Origin of the sequence: Pedobacter anseongensis, from assembly GCF_037482965.1 — a bacterium.
Classification (GTDB): domain Bacteria; phylum Bacteroidota; class Bacteroidia; order Sphingobacteriales; family Sphingobacteriaceae; genus Pedobacter; species Pedobacter anseongensis.
Genome location: NZ_JBBHKB010000004.1, coordinates 376,069 through 397,210, shown reverse-complemented (window position 1 = coordinate 397,210; position 21,142 = coordinate 376,069). Strand labels below are relative to the sequence as shown.

Sequence of the window (21,142 nt, the reverse complement as noted above, 5' to 3'; positions counted from 1 at the left end):
TTCTGCAATATCCTTGGTGCTCCTCAGGGTTATTTTATTATCTTCGTTGCATTAGAAAAACGTATACCTAAGAATGAAAGTTTCGTACCTAATTCTGGCACATGGTGATTTAGTGCACCTAGAACGCCTTATTGAAGAGCTGAGTGACGAAAATTGTAGAATTTACATTCATTTAGATAAACGTGTTGTTTGCCCAGCACATTTACAAGAAAAATCAAGAGTATTCTTTATTCCTGATCCTTTGCAAGTATATTGGGGTGGTTTTTCTACAGTTGAAGCCCTTCTTAAACTTATGCGATACGCCATAAGGGATCGATTTGGCGATTACTATACTGTTATTAGTGGCTCAGATTTCCCTGTTAAAAGTAAATCGGAATTTTATGCTCATTTAAAACAAGGAGGTGAGTTTATGAGCATTCAATTGGCTGATCAATCTCGACGATCGTTGAGATATCTATTTTATCATTTCGAAAAGTTCGACCGCCGAAAGTATTGGCATCCTTACAATGCCTTTTTCCACCTGTTAGAAACTATAATAAAATTAATTACAACCAAACGTAAGCCTCCTTTTAAATTATACTATGGCCCGGTCTGGTTTATACTTTCAAAAAGATGTATGCGGTATGTTCTAGAAAAGGCAGACCGTGATAAATATTATACAGAATTCTTTAAGAATACACTTTGTTCTGACGAAGCATTTTTTCATTCCATTATTGGAAACTCACCTTTTCTGCAACAAGCTAGACCTAATTTAACGTTTACCTACTGGCCATCCAAACTAGCTCCTGGTAAAATTACCGAAAAGCAAATAGATATCATTAAGAATAATACTACTTTTACAGGCATGTACGGAACATTTACGCCATTTTTTGCCAGAAAATTTGACGACCATTCTACTGAAGTAATAGCATATATTAAAAAGAAACTTCTTTAGAGCTATCAATGAAGCAGAAATACAAAAATTATTTGGGCTGGGCCATTAAAGTTGGTATAGCGGTATCCATGATTCTTTTTTTATACTTCAAGTTAAATAACAATAAAAGTATTCGAGAGCTTCACCAGATTGCCATAAAACTTGATATGGGTTCCGTCACTTTTGTATTAATGGGCGTAGTTGCCTTAATGATTTTAAATTGGCTTAGTGAAGCCTATAAATGGAAAATCTTAATTAAAAAAATTCAGCCAATTAGTTACTGGACCTCTGTTTATACCATCATCTGCGGCATTTCATTGGGAACCATAACACCAGGTAGAATTGGCGATTATGGAATTCGAATGATGCTATTGCCACCTTATAAAAGAGTTTTCGGTACTATTATGCTTGGAATGGGTGTTTTCGCTCAGATTATTATGTTCAACATACTAGCGAGCATAGCAATTCCAGTGTTCACTTACCTCTACAAACCCGAGTATATAGATTTTGTATACGTAATGCTATTCGCAAGTCCTGCTTACATTACGCTTTTACTAGTTCTTTATCTAAATGTTGGCTCACTAGATAAGCTGATCCAAAAAATTGGTTTCTTACGTCGATACCGTCGCTTTTTTATTATCTTATCGAGTTATAATCGCACCTATTTGCTAAAGATAATCGGAATTTGTTTCTTTAGATTTTTTATATTAGTGATTCAGTTTTCTTTGTTGATTCACCTCTTAATTCCAGCAATTACTTTTGCACAAGTAGCTTTGATGATAACTTTATTCTACGCCATTCAAAGTATAATACCTACTATCGATATACTAAACGTGGGATTAAGAGGAATAACTGCAATCTATTTATTTGGTTTTATTACAGACCAACACACTGCCATTGCCGTAATTACTACGGCAATTTGGTTAATTAACTTAATATTACCCTCTTTAATTGGCTTAGTGCTAATCATTAGGCTGCCGCAAAACAGGAATGCCAATTGGTTGAAAGTGAGTGGGTAATAAAAAAAGTCCCGACTGAATGCCGGGACTTGGTGCGCCCACCTGGGCTCGAACCAGGGACCAAAAGATTATGAGTCTTCTACTCTAACCAACTGAGCTATAGGCGCCGAAAACCTATTCGGTTTTGCGATGCAATGTTAGCTATTTCTAAGCAATTTTAAAAGTCCTTTTTATGGAAATATTAAAAAATTTAGTAGAAAGTGAATAAATTCTATATTTCCTCTATAATAAGATATCTTCAATGGTTAAGGAGAGATCGATAATTCCTTTTTTATGCAACGCAATTATATTGTATAAAAAAAGGAATTTATCTAAGTTTGTCTCATTATGAATACCTTTAAAAACATCATATTCGACTACGGGAATGTAATCTTCGAAATTGATTTCGAGAGTACTCAAAAAAAATTTACGCAGCTTGGTATTACCGATATCCAAGATTTTTTTGCCCATAAAGGGCATAATACATTGTTCGATGATTTTGAAACAGGGAGCATTTCCACCTCACAGTTTAGAAATGGAATAAGGGAAGCCGCAAATAATCAATCTATTACAGATCAAGAAATAGACCATGCATGGAACAGTTTACTCATCGGTGTTTCAGGTAATAACCATGAAGTTTTGATGCAGGTAAAAAACAGATACCGTACTTTTCTATTGAGCAATAACAACGAAATCCATTACAATTGGATTATCGACTATTTAAAATCGACATTCCAAATAGAAAATTATGATTCCTTTTTCGAAAAAGCTTATTTCTCACAACAGATGCGCCTTCGAAAACCAAATGTTAACATTTTTGAGCAAGTTCTGAAAGAAAATTACTTAAACCCAGAAGAAACGCTATTTATAGATGATAGTCCACAACATATTGAAGGTGCAAAAAAAGCCGGCCTGCAGACCTTAACTATGAATGTTCATCCAAAAGAATTAGCAAACTTTTTACGGCAACATAAAATTTTATAATTCTTCATTAGGATTGTAATCGAAAGGCAGAATTCCTGCCAGTCTCCTATCGCCCATATCCCCATAAATAAATAATCCCAATTCTCGATAATATCCGTTTGACTGTATATTAATTCCCTCTTTATTAAAAAATAACATATATGAATTCCAATCTAAAGGGAATTTCTTATTTTTTTTTGGTTCCTTAAGCTGTTTTGTCTTATTTAAAAGTTCATTAACAACGGCAGATTTTTTCGCAATCGTTGGATCTTCACCACGGTAACGAACCATTAGTGTATCCGATGTATAAAAGTTAACAAAAATACTACCTCTATTTGGTTTAATTACCGATGGGCGTGCTAATCGAACCGTATCAAAATGAACATAGTTCTGTTGCAACATCACCATACGATAATAATTAATCGTATCTTTTGATGTAAAAAGATCTTGTAAAGCAACCTTAGGTCGATTGTGATTTGCATAATTGTATTCAATTCTTTCACGTATTATTTTTTGAACTCTTTGCCTTTCTAAGTTTTGCACGGAAGTGAATTTATATATCCCAAAACCTTGATCATCTAGCGTATTACTATACAAAGCACGCATAAAATGCATACTAGAACCCGCATACAGCAACTTTCTCGTTTTTTCTACTTGTTGCATTCTCGACTTAGGAAAAGTCAAATTCTCGAAAAACAGGGAGTACTGAAACACTACTTCTTCTGTTTCAAAACTATATATAAATTCATCTAACTCTACTCTAATTAAATAGCCCAACGCTGTATTTTCAATAAGGAGGGGCCTACGTGCAAAAACCTGCAACTGTTTGCTAAGTTTATTGTAGTCAAAAAACAAAACCTCGGGGTTCGTTATTCTACACCTAGCGCTTATTCCAGGATATTTTCCTATTAAATTAACTGCAAACAATTCGGTCCAATTGGCCAAACTCAATTTACTAGGTTTTTTACCTTTAATAACCACTTGATTAAGCATGTTATGTTGAAAATTCATTTCAATTAACATATTCTCACTCTTTTCTGGTAATACAACTATCAGTTTCTTCTCATAAACGAGGTGAGAAATAACCAACTCAATTTTTCCATTCCCAGGTACAACTAATCTGAATTTACCTAAACTATCCGTAACTGTACCAATACTCGTATTATTTACGTAAACATTCATCCCATTTAGGGGTTCTTTAGTCTTCGAATCAATAGCTTTACCGCTTACTACAACTTGTGCCAGCGTTTGATTTACTATGAAGAAAAGTATAAGCATCAAATAGTGTTTGATCATAAAATTTGTATCCTCCTAAGGTTTTAGTAAATTTATAATAAATAGCCAAAATTAAAACATGAACGAAAAAAAATTTACTTCCATAAAAGAATTTTACCCCTTTTACTTAAGTGAGCATCGCAATTCTACTAGCCGTGTGCTTCATTTTATTGGTACGGGATTGGTCTTATTAACGCTAATTGGAGCGATACTTTTCCACGATTGGCGGTTTTTTATCGCCATTCCGATTATTGGTTATGGATTTGCTTGGGTGGGGCATTTCTTTTTTGAAAAAAACAAACCAGCTACTTTTCAATATCCAGGTTATAGTTTAGCAAGTGATTTTATACTTTTCTTTGATTTGTTAACAGGAAAGCAATCTTTTAAGGTGAAGTGATATCAAAATCATAAGGTAACGACATTGCAATCCTACGTTCCGCCATATCGCCCCACATAAATAGGCTTAATTCTGGATAATAACCATTTGATCGAATATTAATTCCCTCTGGTTTAAAGAAATACATATATGTATAAAGATAGATGGGTTGTGGAATATCTGTACGATCTTTATTTTTTCCCATCATAGCCGCAATTTTTTTTTCTCTATTTAATTTGTTTACATCATACGTAACGGTGAGCGTGTCTGGAAAATTAAAATTGATTGTTCTTGTCTGCTTATCTTTTGTAATAAATTTACTCACCGCTACAGGAGAAAACTCCGATTTAATCACCGTTGCTTGATTTAGCACGTCCTTATAATACTTCAACGTATCGCCAGAAAATAAACCATTCAGCGTTAGATCAGGTGTATTATATTTAACATAGGCTTCCGCTTTTTTCTGCCTAATAATTTTCTCAATCCGACTCTTTTCCTTATTTAGTTCAGCATCATACTGATACACATCGAACCACTGCGCTTCAAGATTATTTTTAAATACCGAACGCATAAAATGCATTGCAGACCCTTCATACGCATAGATTCTGTTTTTCTGTATTTGGCTTGTTGTTAATACTTTTCGTGGTGAATCTTCGTAAAAAGCAAAATATTTGAATAGTACTTCATTGGTATTAAAATTATATTCAAATCGCTCCAAATCTATTGTGATTTTGTAATTCAAAAAGTCGTTCTCAACAATTAATGGCGCTTTGGCAAACACGTGTAGGTTGTTGTTAGAATTATCAAAATCAAAATACAAAGCCTCTTTATTTGTTAATCTGGTCGAATGGCCAGCACCTTTATATGTACCAATTAAGTTTAAACTAAACAGCGTGATCCATTTGGTTAAGTCAGCTTTACTGTATTTTTTCGATTTAATAACAACTTCATTTAACACATTCGTTTGTGGTTTTAACGAAAATAATAAGCTTTCCACATTTTTATCTTCCAAGCTATATACCTTTCTTTCATAGGCTAGATGCGAAATAATCAACGTCGTTTTACCTATTAATGTGGCCTTAAACAAGAATCGACCTGCCGTATCCGTTTGTCCACCGAATGTGCTATTGTTTAAATACACCGACACACCAGAAATACCTTGTTTAGTCTTTTCGTCAATAACTTTTCCAGAAATGATAATTTGAGCAGAAGCACAATTAATAATAAACAAGAATGTGAGTGTAAAATAAAATTTCATAAGGGCAAAATGCAAATAAAATATTAATAACTAAATAGATTTTAACTATATCGATATAGAGAAAATCAGTTTGATTCGACGACTTTACTTTCTTAACTTTAAATCTAGACTTAAATATAATGGAAAATAATTCTAACGATATCAGCAAATGCCCATTTCCACATGGAGGGGTAAAAAAACAGAGCATTGGCGGCGACGGAACAAAAAACCGTGATTGGTGGCCAAATCAGTTAAAATTAAGCATGCTACGGCAGCATTCTGCTTCTTCTAATCCAATGGGTAAGGAGTTTAACTACGCCGAAGCATTTAAAAGCCTCGATTATGATGCGTTAAAAAAAGACCTTCATGCACTCATGACCGACTCGCAAGAATGGTGGCCTGCAGATTTTGGACATTATGGTCCTTTATTTATCCGCATGGCATGGCATAGCGCAGGTACATATAGAACAGGAGATGGACGAGGGGGAGCTGGCGGGGGTCAGCAACGATTTGCACCGCTAAACAGCTGGCCAGATAATGTGAATCTAGATAAGGCTCGTCGATTACTTTGGCCAATTAAACAAAAATATGGCAACAAAATATCATGGGCAGATTTAATGATTCTAACAGGCAATGTTGCTTTAGAGTCTATGGGTTTTAAAACTTTCGGATTTGGAGGTGGTAGAGAAGATGTTTGGGAACCTGAAGAAGTGATATATTGGGGATCAGAAAGAGAATGGTTGGGTGGCGATAAACGTTATGCCCATGGCTCTGATGGTGTAGAAAAGCCCGGTGGTGTTTTAGTATCTGACGATGATGCTGATGGAGATGTACATTCTCGAAACCTTGAAAAACCACTCGCTGCTGTACAAATGGGTTTAATTTATGTAAATCCTGAAGGACCCGACGGAAATCCAGATCCAATTTTGGCTGCCAGGGATATTCGGGAAACCTTTAAGCGTATGGCTATGAACGATGAAGAAACTGTAGCCCTAATTGCCGGCGGACACTCATTCGGAAAAACTCATGGTGCCGGGGATGCAACCTTAGTAGGTAAAGAACCCGAAGCATCGCCTATCGAAGCACAAGGTTTTGGTTGGGCAAGTAAATATGGTTCAGGAAAAGCTGGTGACACCATTACCAGTGGTTTAGAAGTTACTTGGACCACCACTCCTACCCAATGGAGTAATAATTTCTTCGAAAACTTATTTGGTTTTGAATGGGAATTAAGTAAAAGTCCTGCAGGTGCACACCAATGGGTAGCAAAAGACAGTACCGATACCATTCCGGATGCATTCGACTTTTCAAAAAAACATAGGCCTACGATGTTAACAACCGATCTTTCTTTACGGTTTGATCCTGCCTACGAGAAAATTTCTAGACGTTTCTTAGAAAATCCTGATCAATTTGCAGATGCTTTTGCGCGGGCTTGGTTTAAGCTTACCCATCGCGATATGGGCCCTAAAGAACGCTATTTGGGACCAGAAGTGCCGCAAGAAGAACTAATTTGGCAAGATCCTGTTCCAGCAGTTAACCACGAGTTAATCAGCTCAGCAGACATTGCAGCTTTAAAAGCAAAAATTTTAGATTCAGGTTTATCCATTGCTCAATTAGTGTCAACCGCTTGGGCATCTGCATCCACCTTTCGTGGGTCTGATAAACGAGGCGGGGCAAATGGCGCTCGCATTCGCTTAGCACCTCAAAAAGATTGGGCTGTTAACAACCCTATTCAACTTTCGAAAGTTTTGGCAGAGTTAGAAAATATTCGGACGTCATTTAATGCTACTGGTAATAAAATTTCTCTTGCTGATCTTATTGTGCTAGCGGGTTGTGCTGGCATCGAAAAAGCAGCAAAAAATGCAGGTTTTGAAGTAGAGGTAGGTTTTGATGCCGGCCGTACAGATGCCACGCAAGAGCAAACTGATGTAGAATCATTTGCAGTACTCGAACCCATAGCCGATGGTTTCAGAAACTATCAACACAGTAAATATACCCTATCTACAGAAGAATTGTTAATTGATAAAGCGCAATTATTAACCCTAACAGCACCTGAGTTAACCGTGCTTATAGGAGGATTACGGGTATTAGATACAAACTTCGAAAATTCGCAACATGGCGTGTTTACCAAACGTTCGGCTGCTCTTACTAACGATTTTTTTGTTAATTTACTTGATATGAGTACAGTTTGGACAGCAGTGGACGAGCATAAAGACCTATTCGAAGGTCGTTCTCGAGCTACAGGCGAATTAAAATGGACAGGAACACGTGTCGACCTCTTATTTGGTTCCAATTCTGAGCTTAGAGCTATTGCCGAAGTGTATGGAAGTGCCGACGCCCAGCAAAAATTTGTAAAGGACTTCATTGCCGCATGGACTAAAGTAATGAACCTAGATCGATTCGACTTGCTATAGCAAATACGCAACTATTTACTGTTACTGCTATTTTTTTAACGGAGTAACAGTAAATAAAATATCTTAATTAAGTAATTATTCTTTTTAAAGTTTGAATTGTCAATAATCAATAGCATATTTGATTAATGCAACAACTCAACAAAAACAATTATTCCCTATTTCATACTTTGAAAAAAAGTAAGGAGTCGGATATTGTTTTTTGTAATCGCAAATTAGATCTGATGAAATTTGTGATATGGTCTACTTTCCAGTCAAAAAGTAAAGACTTTATTAATTAACCCCGAGTTTACCATCTTCTTTTTAACTCGGGGAAATAAGCACTTCTTATTCTCATTTTCGCTAGTTTTTCATTACTGCAGATCGCAGTGTTTATCTTTTACATATTTTTTTTTTGATTATGAATACAAAATCAATACGACTCTCTAAGAGCGACTTTAAATTTTTAAATGAGCATTTTGAAAAAGCTATAATGAGCGAGTATAATAAGACTCGCTTAAGAACTGAAATTAAAAACGCAGTAATATATAGTGACCATGAACTACCAAATGATGTGATTTCCTTAAATAGAGAAACCACCATTATAAGCACAGAAAATGGCAAGGAATTTAATTTCACTTTGGTAAAGCCATCAGAGGCAAATATGGCACAAAATAAAGTTTCTATTTTTGCACCTATCAGTATTGCCTTAATAGGCTATCAAACAGGAGATTTAATTAATTGGGAAATGCCAGATGGCATAAAAGAATTTAAAATAATAGATGTTAAATCTGTGATTTATTAGCAATTACTAAATACAATTTATACGAACAGAATAGCTCAAATTGATAGCCAAAATGAATTAGCTTTTGAGGTTTTCTGTTCTTTTTTTACCCCGCCTCGCCTTCTCTTTTTCTATCAATCCCAACTCCCTACCTGTTTGGCCAGCAACAGAAGTATTTTCTTGCGCTCTTCTGAACAAATAAGGCATAACGGCTTTAATCGGCCCATAAGGAACATACTTTGCCACATTATAGCCCGCATCCGATAAATTAAAGCTCAAATTATCGCTCATTCCTAATAATTGAGCAAAATAAACATGGGGGTGATGGTGAGGAATATCATTTTCATCAATTAATTGCGTTAACAATCGTGAACTTTCCTCATTATGTGTTCCACAAACAATGGCAATTTGATCTAGATGTTTCACACAAAAACGTAATGAATCGTCATAATCTCGATCGGAGGCGGCTTTATCGGGTTGTATAGGCGATGGATAGCCCAATTCTTCGGCACGTTTTCTTTCCTTTTCCATATAGGCCCCACGCACCATTTTTACCCCTAAGATAAATCCTGTTTCCTTGGCGATAAGATAATCAGCCTTTAAATCGGCCAACTTATCGTGACGGTACATTTGATAAGTATTATAAACAATTAATTTCTCTTTGTTAAATTTGGTCATCATTTCGAGCGCCAAAGCATCAATAGTATCCTGTATCCATGTTTCTTCAGCATCAATCATAATTGGAACCTGCTTCTCGAACGCTGATCTACAGATTTTCTCACATCTATTTTTAACTCTTTCGTATTCTTCAGCTTCGATAGATGTTAAGGCTTGCTTCGCATCCAATTTTTCCAATAAAGCAAATCTTCCGATACCTGTAACTTTAAATACTGTAATCGGGATGCGAATATCACCATCAGCTCTATTAATTGTGCGAATAATCTCGTCACAAGTAAAATCAAAAACTTCCTCTTGTTCCTCACCCTCAACCGAATAATCTAAAATTGTACCCACCTTGCCTCGATATAATTGTGCAACCGTGTGTTCACATTCTTCGATGGTTTCTCCACCACAAAAATGTTTAAAAATGGTAGCCTTAATTGCCCATTTAATCGGAAAGCCAATGTTTAGTAAAAAATTTGCTATGGGTGGACCAACATTTGTTAAAAAATTACTGCTGATAATTTTAAATAACCAATAGCCTTGATTAAGTTCCGCATTAGATTTATTGCGAAAAGCGATTTCAGTATTGTCGAAGTTAATTTTTTTTTTGGGCGATGGTTCCATTCTAAGTATTTACTTGGTCAGCAGAGTGCAAAAATATAAATTCAAATCATTGTAAAGGATATTAATTGTAAATTTGTAGAATAATGATACAATTTAAACTCGAAGGCGAATTTATACCGCTAATTGCACTACTAAAAGCTACTGGATTAGTACAAAGTGGCGGAGAAGCACAAACTGTAGTACAAGATGGTTTAGTAAAATTTAATGGTGTAGTAGACTACAGAAAGCGACTTAAAGTACGTGCTGGCGATAAAATAGATTTCATGAGCAAAATAATCGAGGTAATTTAATGGAACCAATTAATAGCGCCGGACATTCAATTTACTTCGAATCGAGTTTAAGTCCACTTAAAGACCTTGTTGCCAAAAAAAAATACAGCAAAATTTTCGTGTTTGTAGACACTAACACCTCCGCTCTGTGCATCCCAATTTTCAGGGAATTTTTAGATGAACTTGAAGATTTCGACATCATCGAAACCGACCCCGGTGAAGAAAACAAAAACATCGATTTTTGCATTGGCATTTGGAAAACCTTGCTAGACTTTGGAGCCGACCGTAAATGCTTGATGATTAACCTAGGTGGAGGTGTAATTACAGATATGGGCGGCTTCGTCGCATCTACCTACAAACGAGGTGTAGATTTTATCAATATCCCAACTACGCTCCTATCTCAAGTAGACGCTTCTGTAGGGGGTAAAACAGGAATTGATATTGATAATGTAAAAAATATGGTGGGTACGTTCGCATTGCCAAAAGCTGTATTTATAGAGCATACTTTTTTAACTACACTTTCGAAAAGGGAACTGTTATCGGGCTTCTCCGAAATGATAAAACATGGTCTAATTGCAGATGCTACCTATTACGATCAATTAAAAAAAAGCGACTATCAAAATATCGAACCACATGCAGTCTATCGTTCTGTACAAATTAAAAACGAAGTAGTAACAGAAGATCCATTAGAAAAAGGTTTACGTAAAATCTTAAATTTTGGACATACAATCGGCCATGCCGTAGAAACCTATGCCCTAACGAACGATAAAACACCACTTACACATGGCGAAGCGATAGCAATAGGAATGATTTGTGAGGCTTTCCTTTCTTCGAAATATTGTGATCTTACAGAAGAAGAATTGAAGGATATTAGCGTGTATATTTGTTCAATATATCCTAAATATAACATCAAAGAAAAAAGTTTTAAAGCATTACTAACCTTGATGGAAAGCGATAAAAAGAACGAAGATGGTCAGATTATGTTTTCTTTATTGGATAGAATTGGAAAGTGCACGTTTAATTGTCGCGTAACAACGGCCGATATTTTAAGCAGTTTGGCCTACTATAATAATTTATGATGAAGTTTACTGGGAACGATATTTCTGTAGGTGGGTTATTTGGTTTTGTGATTGTTTTAACTTTGGTTGAAATGTATTTCAGTTATGCGCACGACAAGAAAATATACACCAAAAGAGATACTTGGACCAACATTTATTTAATGACAGTGGCAGTGGTGATTAATTTAGGCATGAAAACCGCCACTTTCTTTCTGTTAGATTATTGTTATCAATTTCGCATCTTCGAGATTTCTAACGTTTGGCTGTATTGGATCGTATTAATTCTTGCGCAAGACTTTTTGTATTGGTTTTTACATACCGTTGGCCATTACGTACGATTTTTCTGGGCCATGCACGTTACGCACCATTCTTCTGAACATTTTAATCTAACTACTGGTTTTCGATCAACCGTGTTCGAGCCTCTTTACCGGGTATTTTTTTACCTTCCGCTAGCCTTTATGGGCTTTACAGCGATGGATGTGTTATTTGCCTACTTAGTTACTCAAATTTACGGAAACCTTGTACATACACAAGCTGTGGGTAAATTACATCCTTGGTTCGAGTATATTTTTGTAACGCCATCACATCATCGTGTTCATCACGCAAGTAACGTCAGATACCTCGATAAAAACATGGGAATGGTATTAATACTGTGGGATCGGTGGTTTGGCACTTTCCAAGAAGAGTTGCCAGAGGATGCGATAAAATATGGTTTAACCACACAACCTAAAGATACAGGTCCAGTTAATATCATTTTTCATGAATTTATCGCTTTAGGTAAAGATGTTAAAAAAGCTCCCAATTTTATAGACAAGGTTCGATATATCCTAAATCCCCCTGGATGGAGCCACGATGGCAGCACTAAGATTGCAAAAGTGATGCAAAAAGAATTGCGAGAAACTGAGCAGAGACTTTGAATTTTATTTACGTTATCTTCTTTTTTATTAAATTTTCTGTAAATTTAATATACACTTAAACCTAATAACGAATTATATTCCGATTCTAGGCTACGTTAATCTCTCAAAAAAAATACTGATGATCAATGTTTTAGCTATTCCGAATAAAGATACTGATCAACAAAGGTTTATGGTTTATGTGCTTGCTCTAATTTGGCTTGTTGTACTAGTAAGCGTTGTCTCCGTAGGCTTTTGGTATTTTCCCAATCTATGGTTAAGATGGGTCTTTTTGATAGGTATCTCCGTTTTCATTTCTGGCTCTAATCTTACCTTAAATTCATTAGGGTATGTACGATTTGCCAGTTGGCTGCTGCCTATCATGCTATGGTTGCTTATTACCGTTTCTTGTTATTCATCGGGTGGGATAATGGCACCGAGCGTTCTCTCACAGATGAGTGTAATCCTTACTGCAGGATTTTTATTGGGGTGGCGTGGTGGCTTTGCCATTGGGTTATTAACCATAGGAGCCGATTTTTGGCTAGCATATCAGGAGACAACTGGAAATTTACCTAAGCCAACCGTGTTGCACGATCCAATTAGTAGATGGATTAGCGCCATTATTCCATTCGGTACCATCCTCGCACTCCAATACTATGCCACCAACCATTTGCGTACCAGTTTAGTTGCTTTACAACGCGAGGTTGCCAAACGTGAAGAGGCAGAAAAGTTGAAAAATGAAACGCTTTATAGTTTGCATGAACGAATCAAAGAGTTAAAAACACTCTACGAGGTTAGTCATATTTTGCAGCGTGAAGATATTAGTTTGGAGCAATTATTTAATAAAATAGCGCAAGTGATTCCTGGCGGATGGCAATATCCTGAAATTACAGCTGCTTGTGTAGCTGTTAACGGAACAAATTATGCTACAGTTAATTATAAGCCGTCAAAATCATATATAAATGCCGACGCAAAAACAAATAACGGTACATTAATCAGTATTGAGGTAGTTTACTTAACTCCTATGCCTGAGAGCGATGAAGGGCCATTTCTGAACGAAGAGCGTAGTTTGATAAATATGCTTGTAGAAATGCTAAAGGTTAATCTAGAACAAAGAGAACGGCGCTCAGAACTTAAAGAATATAAGTATGCTTTAGACATTGCTTCTATTGTTAGCATTTCTAAAGTAGACGGAACCTTTTCTTTTGTAAATGAAAATTTCTGTAAAACCAGTAAATACAGCTTAGACGAATTGTTGGGTAAACAACATAGCTTACTTTGGTCTACCAATCATACGCAAGAGTATTTTGATGAAATGAGAACGGCCATGCAAAATGGAAAACCTTATAGGGGTCAGTTTTGCACCAATGCGAAAGATGGCACGGTATATTGGGTAGATACTACCATTGTTCCGTTCTTAGATGAAAACGGAGCAGTATACCAATACCTTTCCATAAGCCACGACATTACTGAAAGAAAGGAGGCTGAAGAAAAGATCAGGCACAGTGAACGATTGATGAAGAAAATTACCAGCCAAGTTCCTGGTAATACCTACATGTTTGAGATTGAGGAAGATGGACAATCTACCATACTCTTCAGTAATCGGGGAACAGATACTTTTAATCATCTTTTTGACGCTCAAGAACTCATAAATAACCCCGAAAAATTGAGAGAAGTATTGCATGATGATGATAAGAAAAAATTTAATGATGCAATGAAAGCAGCGTATCGATTGCACACACCCCTTAGTTTCCAATATCGGATAATTGTGGGAGGTACCATCAGATGGCGCTGGATGCAAGCAATTCCAGGAATTGATAACAAGGGAAAGGTGATCTGGTACGGGTCAACCTCTGACATCACACCTTTGATAGATTATATTGCTTCCATCGAACAGATAATTTTCGATATCAGTCATGTAATCCGAAGACCTATTTCTAAGATGATTGGCGTAACGAGACTCATAATTGACGACGATCTGAGTGCAAATGAGATTAAAGAAGTTTCCCAAAAACTATACCTTATAACTGAAGAACTAGACAAATTTATTATCGAGTTAAATGAAGTTTATCAAGAAAAACGAAGAGCTCCAGAAATTGATATTGATCTAGGTTCGTTAATCGACAAGCGTAGTTCCTTGTTTCAGTAACCGTATTACACTTTAGAGACGAACTCTCTTTAATGAGAAAAAGGGAAACAACCTAAGTCATTTCCCTTTTATAAGACTTATGAAGTTAGTTTATAAACCTTCATAAGTTCTCGTAAGTCTATTTATTTTACTGCATCAATGATTGCTTTAAAAGCATCTTTATGGTTCATTGCTAAATCTGCTAAAACTTTACGGTTTAACCCTATATTTTTTGCGGCCAATTTACCAATTAATTGAGAGTAAGATACACCGTGCTCGCGTGCTCCAGCGTTAATACGTTGGATCCACAATCCGCGGAATTCTCTTTTCTTAACTTTACGGTCACGGTATGCATATTGCAAACCCTTTTCTACCGTATTTTTTGCAATGGTGAATACCTTGCTTCTTGATCCCCAATAGCCTTTGGCCATATTTAGGACTTTTTTTCTTCTGCGTCTAGCAGCTACTGCGTTTACCGAACGTGGCATAGTGTGTGTGTTTTGATAAGCGGTGTTGAATTAACAATCTTAGGTACCGAGTATCTGGTTAAAAATTAATTATTTACCGATTGCAAGCATACGTTTAACGTTGCCCATATCAGCGTTACTTACCAGACTTGTCTGGCCTAAATTACGCTTACGTTTAGTGCTCATTTTTGTTAAAATGTGACTTTTGTATGCGTTCTTTCTTGAGATTTTACCTGTTCCAGTAAGCGAAAAACGCTTTTTAGCACTGGAATTGGTTTTCATTTTTGGCATAACCCTTTTTTAATTTATATAATTTATTACTTCTTTGCTACTTTTGGTGCAAGCGTCAAAAACATACGCTTACCCTCTAATTTAGGCAACAATTCTACCTTGCCTATGTCTTCTAATGCCTGAGCAAACTTTAACAATAAAATTTCGCCTTGTTCTTTATATACAATGGCCCTACCCTTAAAGTGTACGTAAGCTCTCACTTTTTCGCCGTTTTCTAAAAAACTAACCGCATGCTTTAACTTAAATTGAAAATCGTGATCGTTTGTGTTAGGACCGAAACGAATTTCTTTAATTACAGTTTGTTTCGCATTTGCCTTAATCTCTTTTTGCTTTTTCTTTTGTTCGTAAACAAATTTGCTATAATCGATTATCCGGCATACCGGGGGAACTGCATTTGGAGAAATCTCTACTAAATCGAGTTCCAATTCATCAGCAAGTGCCAAAGCTTTAGACAAGGGATAAATCCCTGGCTCAACATTATCTCCAGCTAATCTCACCTCTTGAGCTCTGATATACTGATTAATATTATGTTCTGCTTCTTTTTTCTTAAAAGGAGGACGTGGTCCCCTATTAAATCCTGGTCTTCCTAATGCCAAATGTAAATTCTGTTTAAACTGTTATTTCTTTAATTATTAATGCACTAAACTCCGTTAAAGTCATTGCTCCTAAATCTCCTTCTCCATGCTTGCGTACCGAAACTTTTCCTTCTTCCGCTTCCTTTTCACCGATTATAAGCATATAAGGCAACTTTTTAACCTCAGCGTCTCTAATTTTCCTTCCAATTTTTTCATCTCGAAAGTCTATCAGACCGCGAATATCGGAATTATTTAGTTCTTGCGAAACTTTTTTTGCATATTCTTCATACTTTTCTGAGATTGGAAGAATAATATATTGCTCAGGAGAAAGCCATAAGGGGAAGTTACCTGCACAATGTTCAATCAAAACTGCAACAAAACGCTCTAACGAACCAAACGGCGCACGATGAATCATAACTGGACGATGCTTTAAATTATCACTTCCAGTATATTCCAATTCAAATCGTTCTGGCAAGTTATAATCAACTTGTATGGTACCTAATTGCCATTTTCTACCCAATGCATCACGGACCATAAAATCTAATTTCGGACCATAAAACGCTGCTTCTCCAAGTTCAACCACCGTTGGCAAACCCATTTCTTCAGCAGCTTCAATAATTGCCGATTCGGCTAATTTCCAATTCTCGTCAGAACCAATATATTTTGCTTTATTTTCTGGATCACGTAATGACACTTGTGCAATGTAATTATCAAACCCCAAAGATTTAAATACATACAACACCAAATCAATTACTTTTTTAAATTCTTCTTTAACCTGATCTGGCCTACAAAATAAATGGGCATCATCTTGTGTAAAACCTCTAACACGAGTAAGACCATGTAACTCACCACTCTGCTCATAACGATAAACCGTACCGAATTCTGCAAAACGAACCGGTAAATCTTTATACGAACGAGGCTTAAATTTATACATTTCGCAATGGTGTGGACAATTCATTGGCTTCAAGAAGAACTCCTCCCCTTCTTGTGGCGTTTTTATAGGCTGAAAACTATCCTTACCGTATTTCTCGTAGTGACCAGATGTTACATATAAGTTTTTGTGGCCAATATGTGGAGTAATTACTTGTTCATAACCCGATTTAACTTGCGCCTTAGTTAAAAACTGAGCTAAACGTTCGCGTAAAGCAGTGCCTTTTGGTAACCACATCGGCAATCCTGCCCCCACTTTTTCTGAGAACATGAACAACTCCAATTCTTTACCCAACTTCCGGTGATCACGTTTCTTCGCCTCTTCAATCATTAACAGATACTCTGTTAATTCGCTCGCTTTCGGGAAAGTTACGCCATAAATACGAGTCAATTGCTTTTTAGTTTCATCACCCCGCCAGTAAGCACCAGCTACATTCATCAGTTTCACAGCCTTAACAAACCCTGTATTTGGGATATGCGGACCGCGACATAAATCAGTGAAAGCACCCTGAGTATAGAATGTAATTTTTCCATCCTCCAAACCTTCTAAAAGGTCTAATTTATATTCATCGCCCTTCTCAGTGAAATACTTAATCGCATCTACTTTAGCTACACTTTTTCTGCTAAATACCTCTTTTTGCTTCGCTAATTCAAGTATTTTAGTTTCAATAGCTTTAAAATCATCAGAAGAAAACTCTCTGTCGCCAAAATCTACATCGTAATAAAAACCGGTTTCGATGGCCGGACCAATGCCAAATTTAGTGCCTGGATATAACGCTTCTAAAGCCTCGGCCATTAAGTGGGCCGAAGAATGCCAAAACGTTGCTTTACCAGCGGTATCATTCCAGGTTAATAATTTCACTGTTGAATCGGTTTCGATAGCACGCGATGAGTCCCAGATTTCTCCGTTAACCTCTGCTGCTAAAACGTTTCTTGCTAAGCCTTCTGAAATGGATAAGGCAATTTGATGGGCAGTTGTGCCCTTTTCGTACCTACGACTAGAGCCGTCAGGTAAAGTAATGTTAATCATCTACAACTATGATTTAGAAATTGAAAAAATTAGTTAGTAAATCACCTACTACGTGATTGTGAGACGCAAAGATAAGGATTTAAAACAAAAATCCCGCCTAATAAGGTCGGGATTTAAGAAAATTAAAAGTGATTTCTTATTAGTTAATGATAATGCTTCTAGCCTGACCCATTCCACCTTGTCTGTTACCACCCTGACCTCTCATTCTATTAGCCATATTTTCCATTTTTTTCTGATATTCTTCCTGAGTAATTGGAATGGCTTTTTTAGGAGCCGTTACATCTTTTGAACTCACACCTCTGTATTCTATACTTGTTGCTGTAACGCTTGTTCCTTTATTCTCTAATGCAAGAACTGTTCCTTCTGTCCACATATTCGGATTTGGAGAGAAATTGAAGCCTAAATCACTTGTATGCCAAATTGCAGTTTCATCAGTTACATCTTTCTCCATACCTAAAACAGTTGCTTTACGAATCGATTTAACAATCGTTTTTTTACACGTAAATCCTAAAATTTTCTTTGTTTCATCAGTTTTAACCACTTCTAAGGTTGGGGGACCTGGTAAAAACACCACTGCATTTTGAGCAGCTGGAGCCGCAGCGTTGGCAGTATTAGCACCTTGTCTTTGTCCCCCCATATTTGCCATCTGAGGAGGATTAGCTACAGCTAACTTACCTTGCATTACATATGTGGTATCACTTACATCGAACACCTCTACCAATTTCTGATCAGCAAAGCTGTAATAATATTCCCGTGCACCGCCTGCACCGCCTGCAAATCGCATCATCATACGACCCATTCCGCCACCGCCGCCACCATTGCTGTCTTCATTTTCTATAACAGGCATGTAACTTGCATTGGTAGCTGTAAATAATAACTCAAAATTTGCTTTTATCGATTTCGGCATTCTTGCCTTCATTTCGTCACTCATCTGAATTCCACTCGCAGCCATTGTTGCAGCAGGATCTAATGTGGTTTCATATTGAATCGCACCAGAAGTCTTTTTTTGCGCCTGAACGGCTATACTCATGGTAAATAAGCCTAAAAAGGCTATAAATAATTTTTTCATTTTTAAATTTATATTTTGAACATACAAATCTACCTTAGTTTTTAAGATATATATGTTAAAAAAGGTTAATTTCTTTGTGACATTAAATAATTAGTTAATTCCGAAAATGGCCAATTCGCTAACTATCACATTCTAAAAATAGCGATTTAATAATCCAACCAGCCATTTACCAGCACATCGGCAATGTGCATTGTTTTCAAAGGAATATTATTTTTTTGGATATACCCATCTAAGTGCATCAGGCACGATAAGTCGGTCGAAATAATATACTCTGCTTCCATTGCTAAAGCATTGTTCACTTTTTGCTCGGCCATGGCCGATGAAATTGCATCGAATTTAACAGCAAATGTTCCACCAAAACCACAGCACATATCCGTGTCAATCATTTCTACCATTTCTAAACCATGCACCTTTGCTAACAATTGTCGTGGTTCTTCTTTAATTTTACACTCGCGTAAACCACTGCACGAGTCGTGATAAACAGCTTTACCATCGAGTTCTGCTCCAAAATAATCTCTTTTTAAAACGTTAATGAGAAAATCAGACAACTCGAAAATAGTACCTTGAATAGTTCTACATGTATTGTGAACTATGGTATTGGTAAACAAATCATTATAACCATTCTTCACCATTCCTACACAAGAAGCAGAGGGTGCTACAATATAATCGGCAGATGAGAAATCGGTTAAAAATTTATTGCCTATTTCCTTAGCTTGCTCCCAATAACCTGCGTTATAAGCTGGCTGACCACAACACGTTTGTTTTGCATTATAGCTCACTTCACAGCCTGCCTTTTCTAAAAGCTTTATGGTATTAAAAGCGGTTTCTGGATATAACTGGTCTACAAAACAGGGAACAAATAATTCTACCTTCATGAAAAATATTAAGAGTTTTTAGCAATAACCGTTTTAGGGGCTACCGGTTTTACAAAAAGCAAAAATAGCAATCCTAAAATGAAAAACAGCGTTAATGCAATAACAGAATTACGCATGCTTCCAGTTAGCTCTTCAATATATCCAAAACTGAACATTCCAAAAACCAAGGCAACCTTTTCAGTTACATCATAAAAACTAAAATAAGAAGTGTGGTCTGGACTATCTTGAGGTAAAAATTTAGAATAAGTAGATCTAGATAGCGATTGAATTCCCCCCATAATTAAGCCAATAACTCCTGCTAAAGCATAAAACTGATATTCGGTATGAATAAAATATGCCGCAATACAGGCTCCAATCCAAATTATCAATACTCCTATTAAAACATTTACATTCCCATATTTCTTTGAAGAAAGATATGACATTAACATGGCTCCTGGAATGGCTACTATTTGAAGCAATAGTATGGTAGCAATAAGTTTTGAAGTAGCTAAATTCAATTCCTTTTCACCAAAAATTGTAGCTACTAACATTACGGTTTGCACACCCATCGAATAAAAAAAGAACGAAAAAAGAAAACGCTTTAAATAGGCCATTTTTTTTACGTTAGCCCATACTTTTTTAAGCTCTTGAAAGCCACTCACCATCACATTTCCTTTTTCTACCTTAAAATTGGGACTCCCTTTTGGAAGATTTTTAAAAGGGATTTGAGCAAAAACCATCCACCAAATACCCACCATTAAAAAAGACAATCTCGCCGGAATAGACTCATCAACAATCCCAAACCATTCTGGCTTAAATACAAATACAAAACAAATAATTTGCAGAATAATACTCCCAATATAGCCGTAGGTAAATCCTTTCGCGCTTACTCGATCTTGCTCACCAATACTTGCGATCTCGGGTAGATAAGAATTGTAAAAGACTAAGCTTCCCCAAAAACCAATTGCCGCCAAAATAAAGAAAACAACACTTATCTCTAAGGTTTCAATTTTAAAAAAAAACAATCCACAACATGCTAATGCCCCTAAATAGGTAAACATTTGCATAAAAATCTTCTTGTTTCCACGGGTGTCTGCTGTCGACGATAAAATTGGCGAGACTATCGCTATAATTAAAAATGCAAAAGCCATTGCATAACTATACAAGGCTGAATTTACAAATTTTCCCCCTAAAAAGGTCACATAATCTATGCTACTATCGTCCTTATCTGAAGTAATAATGGTATAATATGCAGGAAATATGGTCGAAGTAATAACTAAATTATAGGCAGAATTGGCCCAATCAAAAAAAGCCCAAGAGCGTATTACTTTTTTATCATCTTTTTGTTGCATACGCTA

Annotated in this window: 20 protein-coding genes and 1 tRNA gene; 10 read left to right on the top strand and 11 right to left on the bottom strand. The window is 36.3% G+C overall.

Going from position 1 to position 21,142, the window contains the following annotated elements:
• The first annotated feature begins 73 nt into the window (after window positions 1–73).
• Together WG904_RS15840 and WG904_RS15835 are read left to right on the top strand one after the other, a co-directional pair.
• The gene (locus WG904_RS15840; protein ID WP_339580311.1) at window positions 74–934 is read left to right on the top strand and encodes a beta-1,6-N-acetylglucosaminyltransferase; all 861 of its coding nucleotides are present in this window, start codon (window positions 74–76) and stop codon (window positions 932–934) included.
• Window positions 935–942: 8 nt separating this feature from the next.
• Window positions 943–1,932 carry a lysylphosphatidylglycerol synthase domain-containing protein gene (locus WG904_RS15835; protein ID WP_339580310.1) on the top strand — a complete coding sequence of 330 codons (990 nt, stop codon included), beginning with the start codon at window positions 943–945 and terminating at the stop codon, window positions 1,930–1,932.
• 30 nt (window positions 1,933–1,962) lie between these two features.
• Here the strand turns inward: WG904_RS15835 and WG904_RS15830 are convergent.
• A tRNA-Ile gene (locus WG904_RS15830) sits at window positions 1,963–2,039 on the bottom strand.
• Between the two features lie 220 nt (window positions 2,040–2,259).
• Between WG904_RS15830 and WG904_RS15825 the strand changes: the two genes are divergently transcribed.
• Complete coding sequence (locus tag WG904_RS15825) at window positions 2,260–2,895, top strand: HAD family hydrolase (protein ID WP_339580309.1); 636 nt, start codon at window positions 2,260–2,262, stop codon at window positions 2,893–2,895.
• Here WG904_RS15825 and WG904_RS15820 read toward each other — a convergent pair.
• Entirely contained in the window at window positions 2,890–4,170 is a 1,281-nt protein-coding gene (locus WG904_RS15820; protein WP_339580308.1) for a carboxypeptidase-like regulatory domain-containing protein, read from the bottom strand. The two genes, WG904_RS15825 and WG904_RS15820, sit on opposite strands and share 6 nt — an antisense overlap.
• Before the next feature lie 58 nt (window positions 4,171–4,228).
• Between WG904_RS15820 and WG904_RS15815 the strand changes: the two genes are divergently transcribed.
• Entirely contained in the window at window positions 4,229–4,546 is a 318-nt protein-coding gene (locus tag WG904_RS15815; protein ID WP_339580307.1) for an Mpo1-like protein, read from the top strand.
• Here WG904_RS15815 and WG904_RS15810 read toward each other — a convergent pair.
• Window positions 4,533–5,783: a carboxypeptidase-like regulatory domain-containing protein gene (locus WG904_RS15810; protein ID WP_339580306.1), complete on the bottom strand. Its 1,251-nt coding sequence runs from the start codon at window positions 5,781–5,783 to the stop codon at window positions 4,533–4,535. The genes WG904_RS15815 and WG904_RS15810 overlap by 14 nt on opposite strands.
• Window positions 5,784–5,902: 119 nt before the next feature.
• On the opposite strand from WG904_RS15810, the gene katG reads away from it, so the two are divergent.
• Window positions 5,903–8,173, top strand: a complete 2,271-nt coding sequence (gene katG, locus WG904_RS15805; protein ID WP_339580305.1) for a catalase/peroxidase HPI — start codon at window positions 5,903–5,905, stop codon at window positions 8,171–8,173.
• Between the two features lie 397 nt (window positions 8,174–8,570).
• Window positions 8,571–8,954, top strand: a complete 384-nt coding sequence (locus WG904_RS15800; RefSeq protein WP_339580304.1) for a GreA/GreB family elongation factor — start codon at window positions 8,571–8,573, stop codon at window positions 8,952–8,954.
• A 57-nt stretch (window positions 8,955–9,011) separates the two neighbouring features.
• On the opposite strand, the gene WG904_RS15795 is transcribed toward WG904_RS15800, so the two are convergent.
• Window positions 9,012–10,220: a proline dehydrogenase family protein gene (locus WG904_RS15795; RefSeq protein WP_339580303.1), complete on the bottom strand. Its 1,209-nt coding sequence runs from the start codon at window positions 10,218–10,220 to the stop codon at window positions 9,012–9,014.
• Between the two features lie 83 nt (window positions 10,221–10,303).
• Here WG904_RS15795 and WG904_RS15790 point away from each other — a divergent pair, with 83 nt between their 5' ends.
• From WG904_RS15790 to WG904_RS15775, 4 genes are all read left to right on the top strand, one after another.
• Window positions 10,304–10,510 (top strand): RNA-binding S4 domain-containing protein, encoded by a 207-nt coding sequence (locus tag WG904_RS15790; RefSeq protein WP_339580302.1) that lies wholly within the window; start codon window positions 10,304–10,306, stop codon window positions 10,508–10,510.
• Window positions 10,510–11,568, top strand: coding sequence for a 3-dehydroquinate synthase (aroB, locus tag WG904_RS15785; protein WP_339580301.1), 1,059 nt, complete (start codon window positions 10,510–10,512; stop codon window positions 11,566–11,568). The genes WG904_RS15790 and aroB overlap by 1 nt, the downstream gene beginning before the upstream one ends.
• Window positions 11,565–12,464, top strand: coding sequence for a sterol desaturase family protein (locus WG904_RS15780; RefSeq protein ID WP_339580300.1), 900 nt, complete (start codon window positions 11,565–11,567; stop codon window positions 12,462–12,464). The genes aroB and WG904_RS15780 overlap by 4 nt, the downstream gene beginning before the upstream one ends.
• Before the next feature lie 118 nt (window positions 12,465–12,582).
• Entirely contained in the window at window positions 12,583–14,589 is a 2,007-nt protein-coding gene (locus WG904_RS15775) for a PAS domain-containing protein (RefSeq protein WP_339580299.1), read from the top strand.
• Window positions 14,590–14,711: 122 nt separating this feature from the next.
• Here the strand turns inward: WG904_RS15775 and rplT are convergent, their stop codons facing one another.
• From rplT to WG904_RS15740, 7 genes are all read right to left on the bottom strand, one after another.
• Complete coding sequence (rplT, locus tag WG904_RS15770; RefSeq protein WP_055131818.1) at window positions 14,712–15,056, bottom strand: 50S ribosomal protein L20; 345 nt, start codon at window positions 15,054–15,056, stop codon at window positions 14,712–14,714.
• 69 nt (window positions 15,057–15,125) lie between these two features.
• The gene (rpmI, locus tag WG904_RS15765) at window positions 15,126–15,326 is read right to left on the bottom strand and encodes a 50S ribosomal protein L35 (protein ID WP_173269083.1); all 201 of its coding nucleotides are present in this window, start codon (window positions 15,324–15,326) and stop codon (window positions 15,126–15,128) included.
• 26 nt (window positions 15,327–15,352) lie between these two features.
• Window positions 15,353–15,922, bottom strand: a complete 570-nt coding sequence (infC, locus tag WG904_RS15760) for a translation initiation factor IF-3 (RefSeq protein ID WP_339580298.1) — start codon at window positions 15,920–15,922, stop codon at window positions 15,353–15,355.
• Between the two features lie 13 nt (window positions 15,923–15,935).
• The gene (thrS, locus tag WG904_RS15755; protein WP_339580297.1) at window positions 15,936–17,861 is read right to left on the bottom strand and encodes a threonine--tRNA ligase; all 1,926 of its coding nucleotides are present in this window, start codon (window positions 17,859–17,861) and stop codon (window positions 15,936–15,938) included.
• A 139-nt stretch (window positions 17,862–18,000) separates the two neighbouring features.
• Window positions 18,001–18,930 carry a hypothetical protein gene (locus tag WG904_RS15750; RefSeq protein WP_339580296.1) on the bottom strand — a complete coding sequence of 310 codons (930 nt, stop codon included), beginning with the start codon at window positions 18,928–18,930 and terminating at the stop codon, window positions 18,001–18,003.
• A gap of 146 nt (window positions 18,931–19,076) precedes the next feature.
• On the bottom strand, window positions 19,077–19,805 hold the full coding sequence (locus WG904_RS15745) for a (Fe-S)-binding protein (protein ID WP_339580295.1): 729 nt from the start codon (window positions 19,803–19,805) through the stop codon (window positions 19,077–19,079).
• A gap of 8 nt (window positions 19,806–19,813) precedes the next feature.
• The gene (locus WG904_RS15740; RefSeq protein ID WP_339580294.1) at window positions 19,814–21,136 is read right to left on the bottom strand and encodes an MFS transporter; all 1,323 of its coding nucleotides are present in this window, start codon (window positions 21,134–21,136) and stop codon (window positions 19,814–19,816) included.
• Window positions 21,137–21,142: the final 6 nt, after the last annotated feature.

What these genes read in the sequence shown, in the direction of transcription:
- WG904_RS15840 (WP_339580311.1), top strand. Translation starts at nt 74, where the DNA reads ATGAAAGTTTCGTACCTAATTCTGGCACATGGTGATTTAGTGCACCTA.
- WG904_RS15835 (WP_339580310.1), top strand. Translation starts at nt 943, where the DNA reads ATGAAGCAGAAATACAAAAATTATTTGGGCTGGGCCATTAAAGTTGGT.
- WG904_RS15825 (WP_339580309.1), top strand. Translation starts at nt 2,260, where the DNA reads ATGAATACCTTTAAAAACATCATATTCGACTACGGGAATGTAATCTTC.
- WG904_RS15820 (WP_339580308.1), bottom strand. Translation starts at nt 4,170, where the DNA reads ATGATCAAACACTATTTGATGCTTATACTTTTCTTCATAGTAAATCAA.
- WG904_RS15815 (WP_339580307.1), top strand. Translation starts at nt 4,229, where the DNA reads ATGAACGAAAAAAAATTTACTTCCATAAAAGAATTTTACCCCTTTTAC.
- WG904_RS15810 (WP_339580306.1), bottom strand. Translation starts at nt 5,783, where the DNA reads ATGAAATTTTATTTTACACTCACATTCTTGTTTATTATTAATTGTGCT.
- katG (WP_339580305.1), top strand. Translation starts at nt 5,903, where the DNA reads ATGGAAAATAATTCTAACGATATCAGCAAATGCCCATTTCCACATGGA.
- WG904_RS15800 (WP_339580304.1), top strand. Translation starts at nt 8,571, where the DNA reads ATGAATACAAAATCAATACGACTCTCTAAGAGCGACTTTAAATTTTTA.
- WG904_RS15795 (WP_339580303.1), bottom strand. Translation starts at nt 10,220, where the DNA reads ATGGAACCATCGCCCAAAAAAAAAATTAACTTCGACAATACTGAAATC.
- WG904_RS15790 (WP_339580302.1), top strand. Translation starts at nt 10,304, where the DNA reads ATGATACAATTTAAACTCGAAGGCGAATTTATACCGCTAATTGCACTA.
- aroB (WP_339580301.1), top strand. Translation starts at nt 10,510, where the DNA reads ATGGAACCAATTAATAGCGCCGGACATTCAATTTACTTCGAATCGAGT.
- WG904_RS15780 (WP_339580300.1), top strand. Translation starts at nt 11,565, where the DNA reads ATGATGAAGTTTACTGGGAACGATATTTCTGTAGGTGGGTTATTTGGT.
- WG904_RS15775 (WP_339580299.1), top strand. Translation starts at nt 12,583, where the DNA reads ATGATCAATGTTTTAGCTATTCCGAATAAAGATACTGATCAACAAAGG.
- rplT (WP_055131818.1), bottom strand. Translation starts at nt 15,056, where the DNA reads ATGCCACGTTCGGTAAACGCAGTAGCTGCTAGACGCAGAAGAAAAAAA.
- rpmI (WP_173269083.1), bottom strand. Translation starts at nt 15,326, where the DNA reads ATGCCAAAAATGAAAACCAATTCCAGTGCTAAAAAGCGTTTTTCGCTT.
- thrS (WP_339580297.1), bottom strand. Translation starts at nt 17,861, where the DNA reads ATGATTAACATTACTTTACCTGACGGCTCTAGTCGTAGGTACGAAAAG.
- WG904_RS15750 (WP_339580296.1), bottom strand. Translation starts at nt 18,930, where the DNA reads ATGAAAAAATTATTTATAGCCTTTTTAGGCTTATTTACCATGAGTATA.
- WG904_RS15745 (WP_339580295.1), bottom strand. Translation starts at nt 19,805, where the DNA reads ATGAAGGTAGAATTATTTGTTCCCTGTTTTGTAGACCAGTTATATCCA.
- WG904_RS15740 (WP_339580294.1), bottom strand. Translation starts at nt 21,136, where the DNA reads ATGCAACAAAAAGATGATAAAAAAGTAATACGCTCTTGGGCTTTTTTT.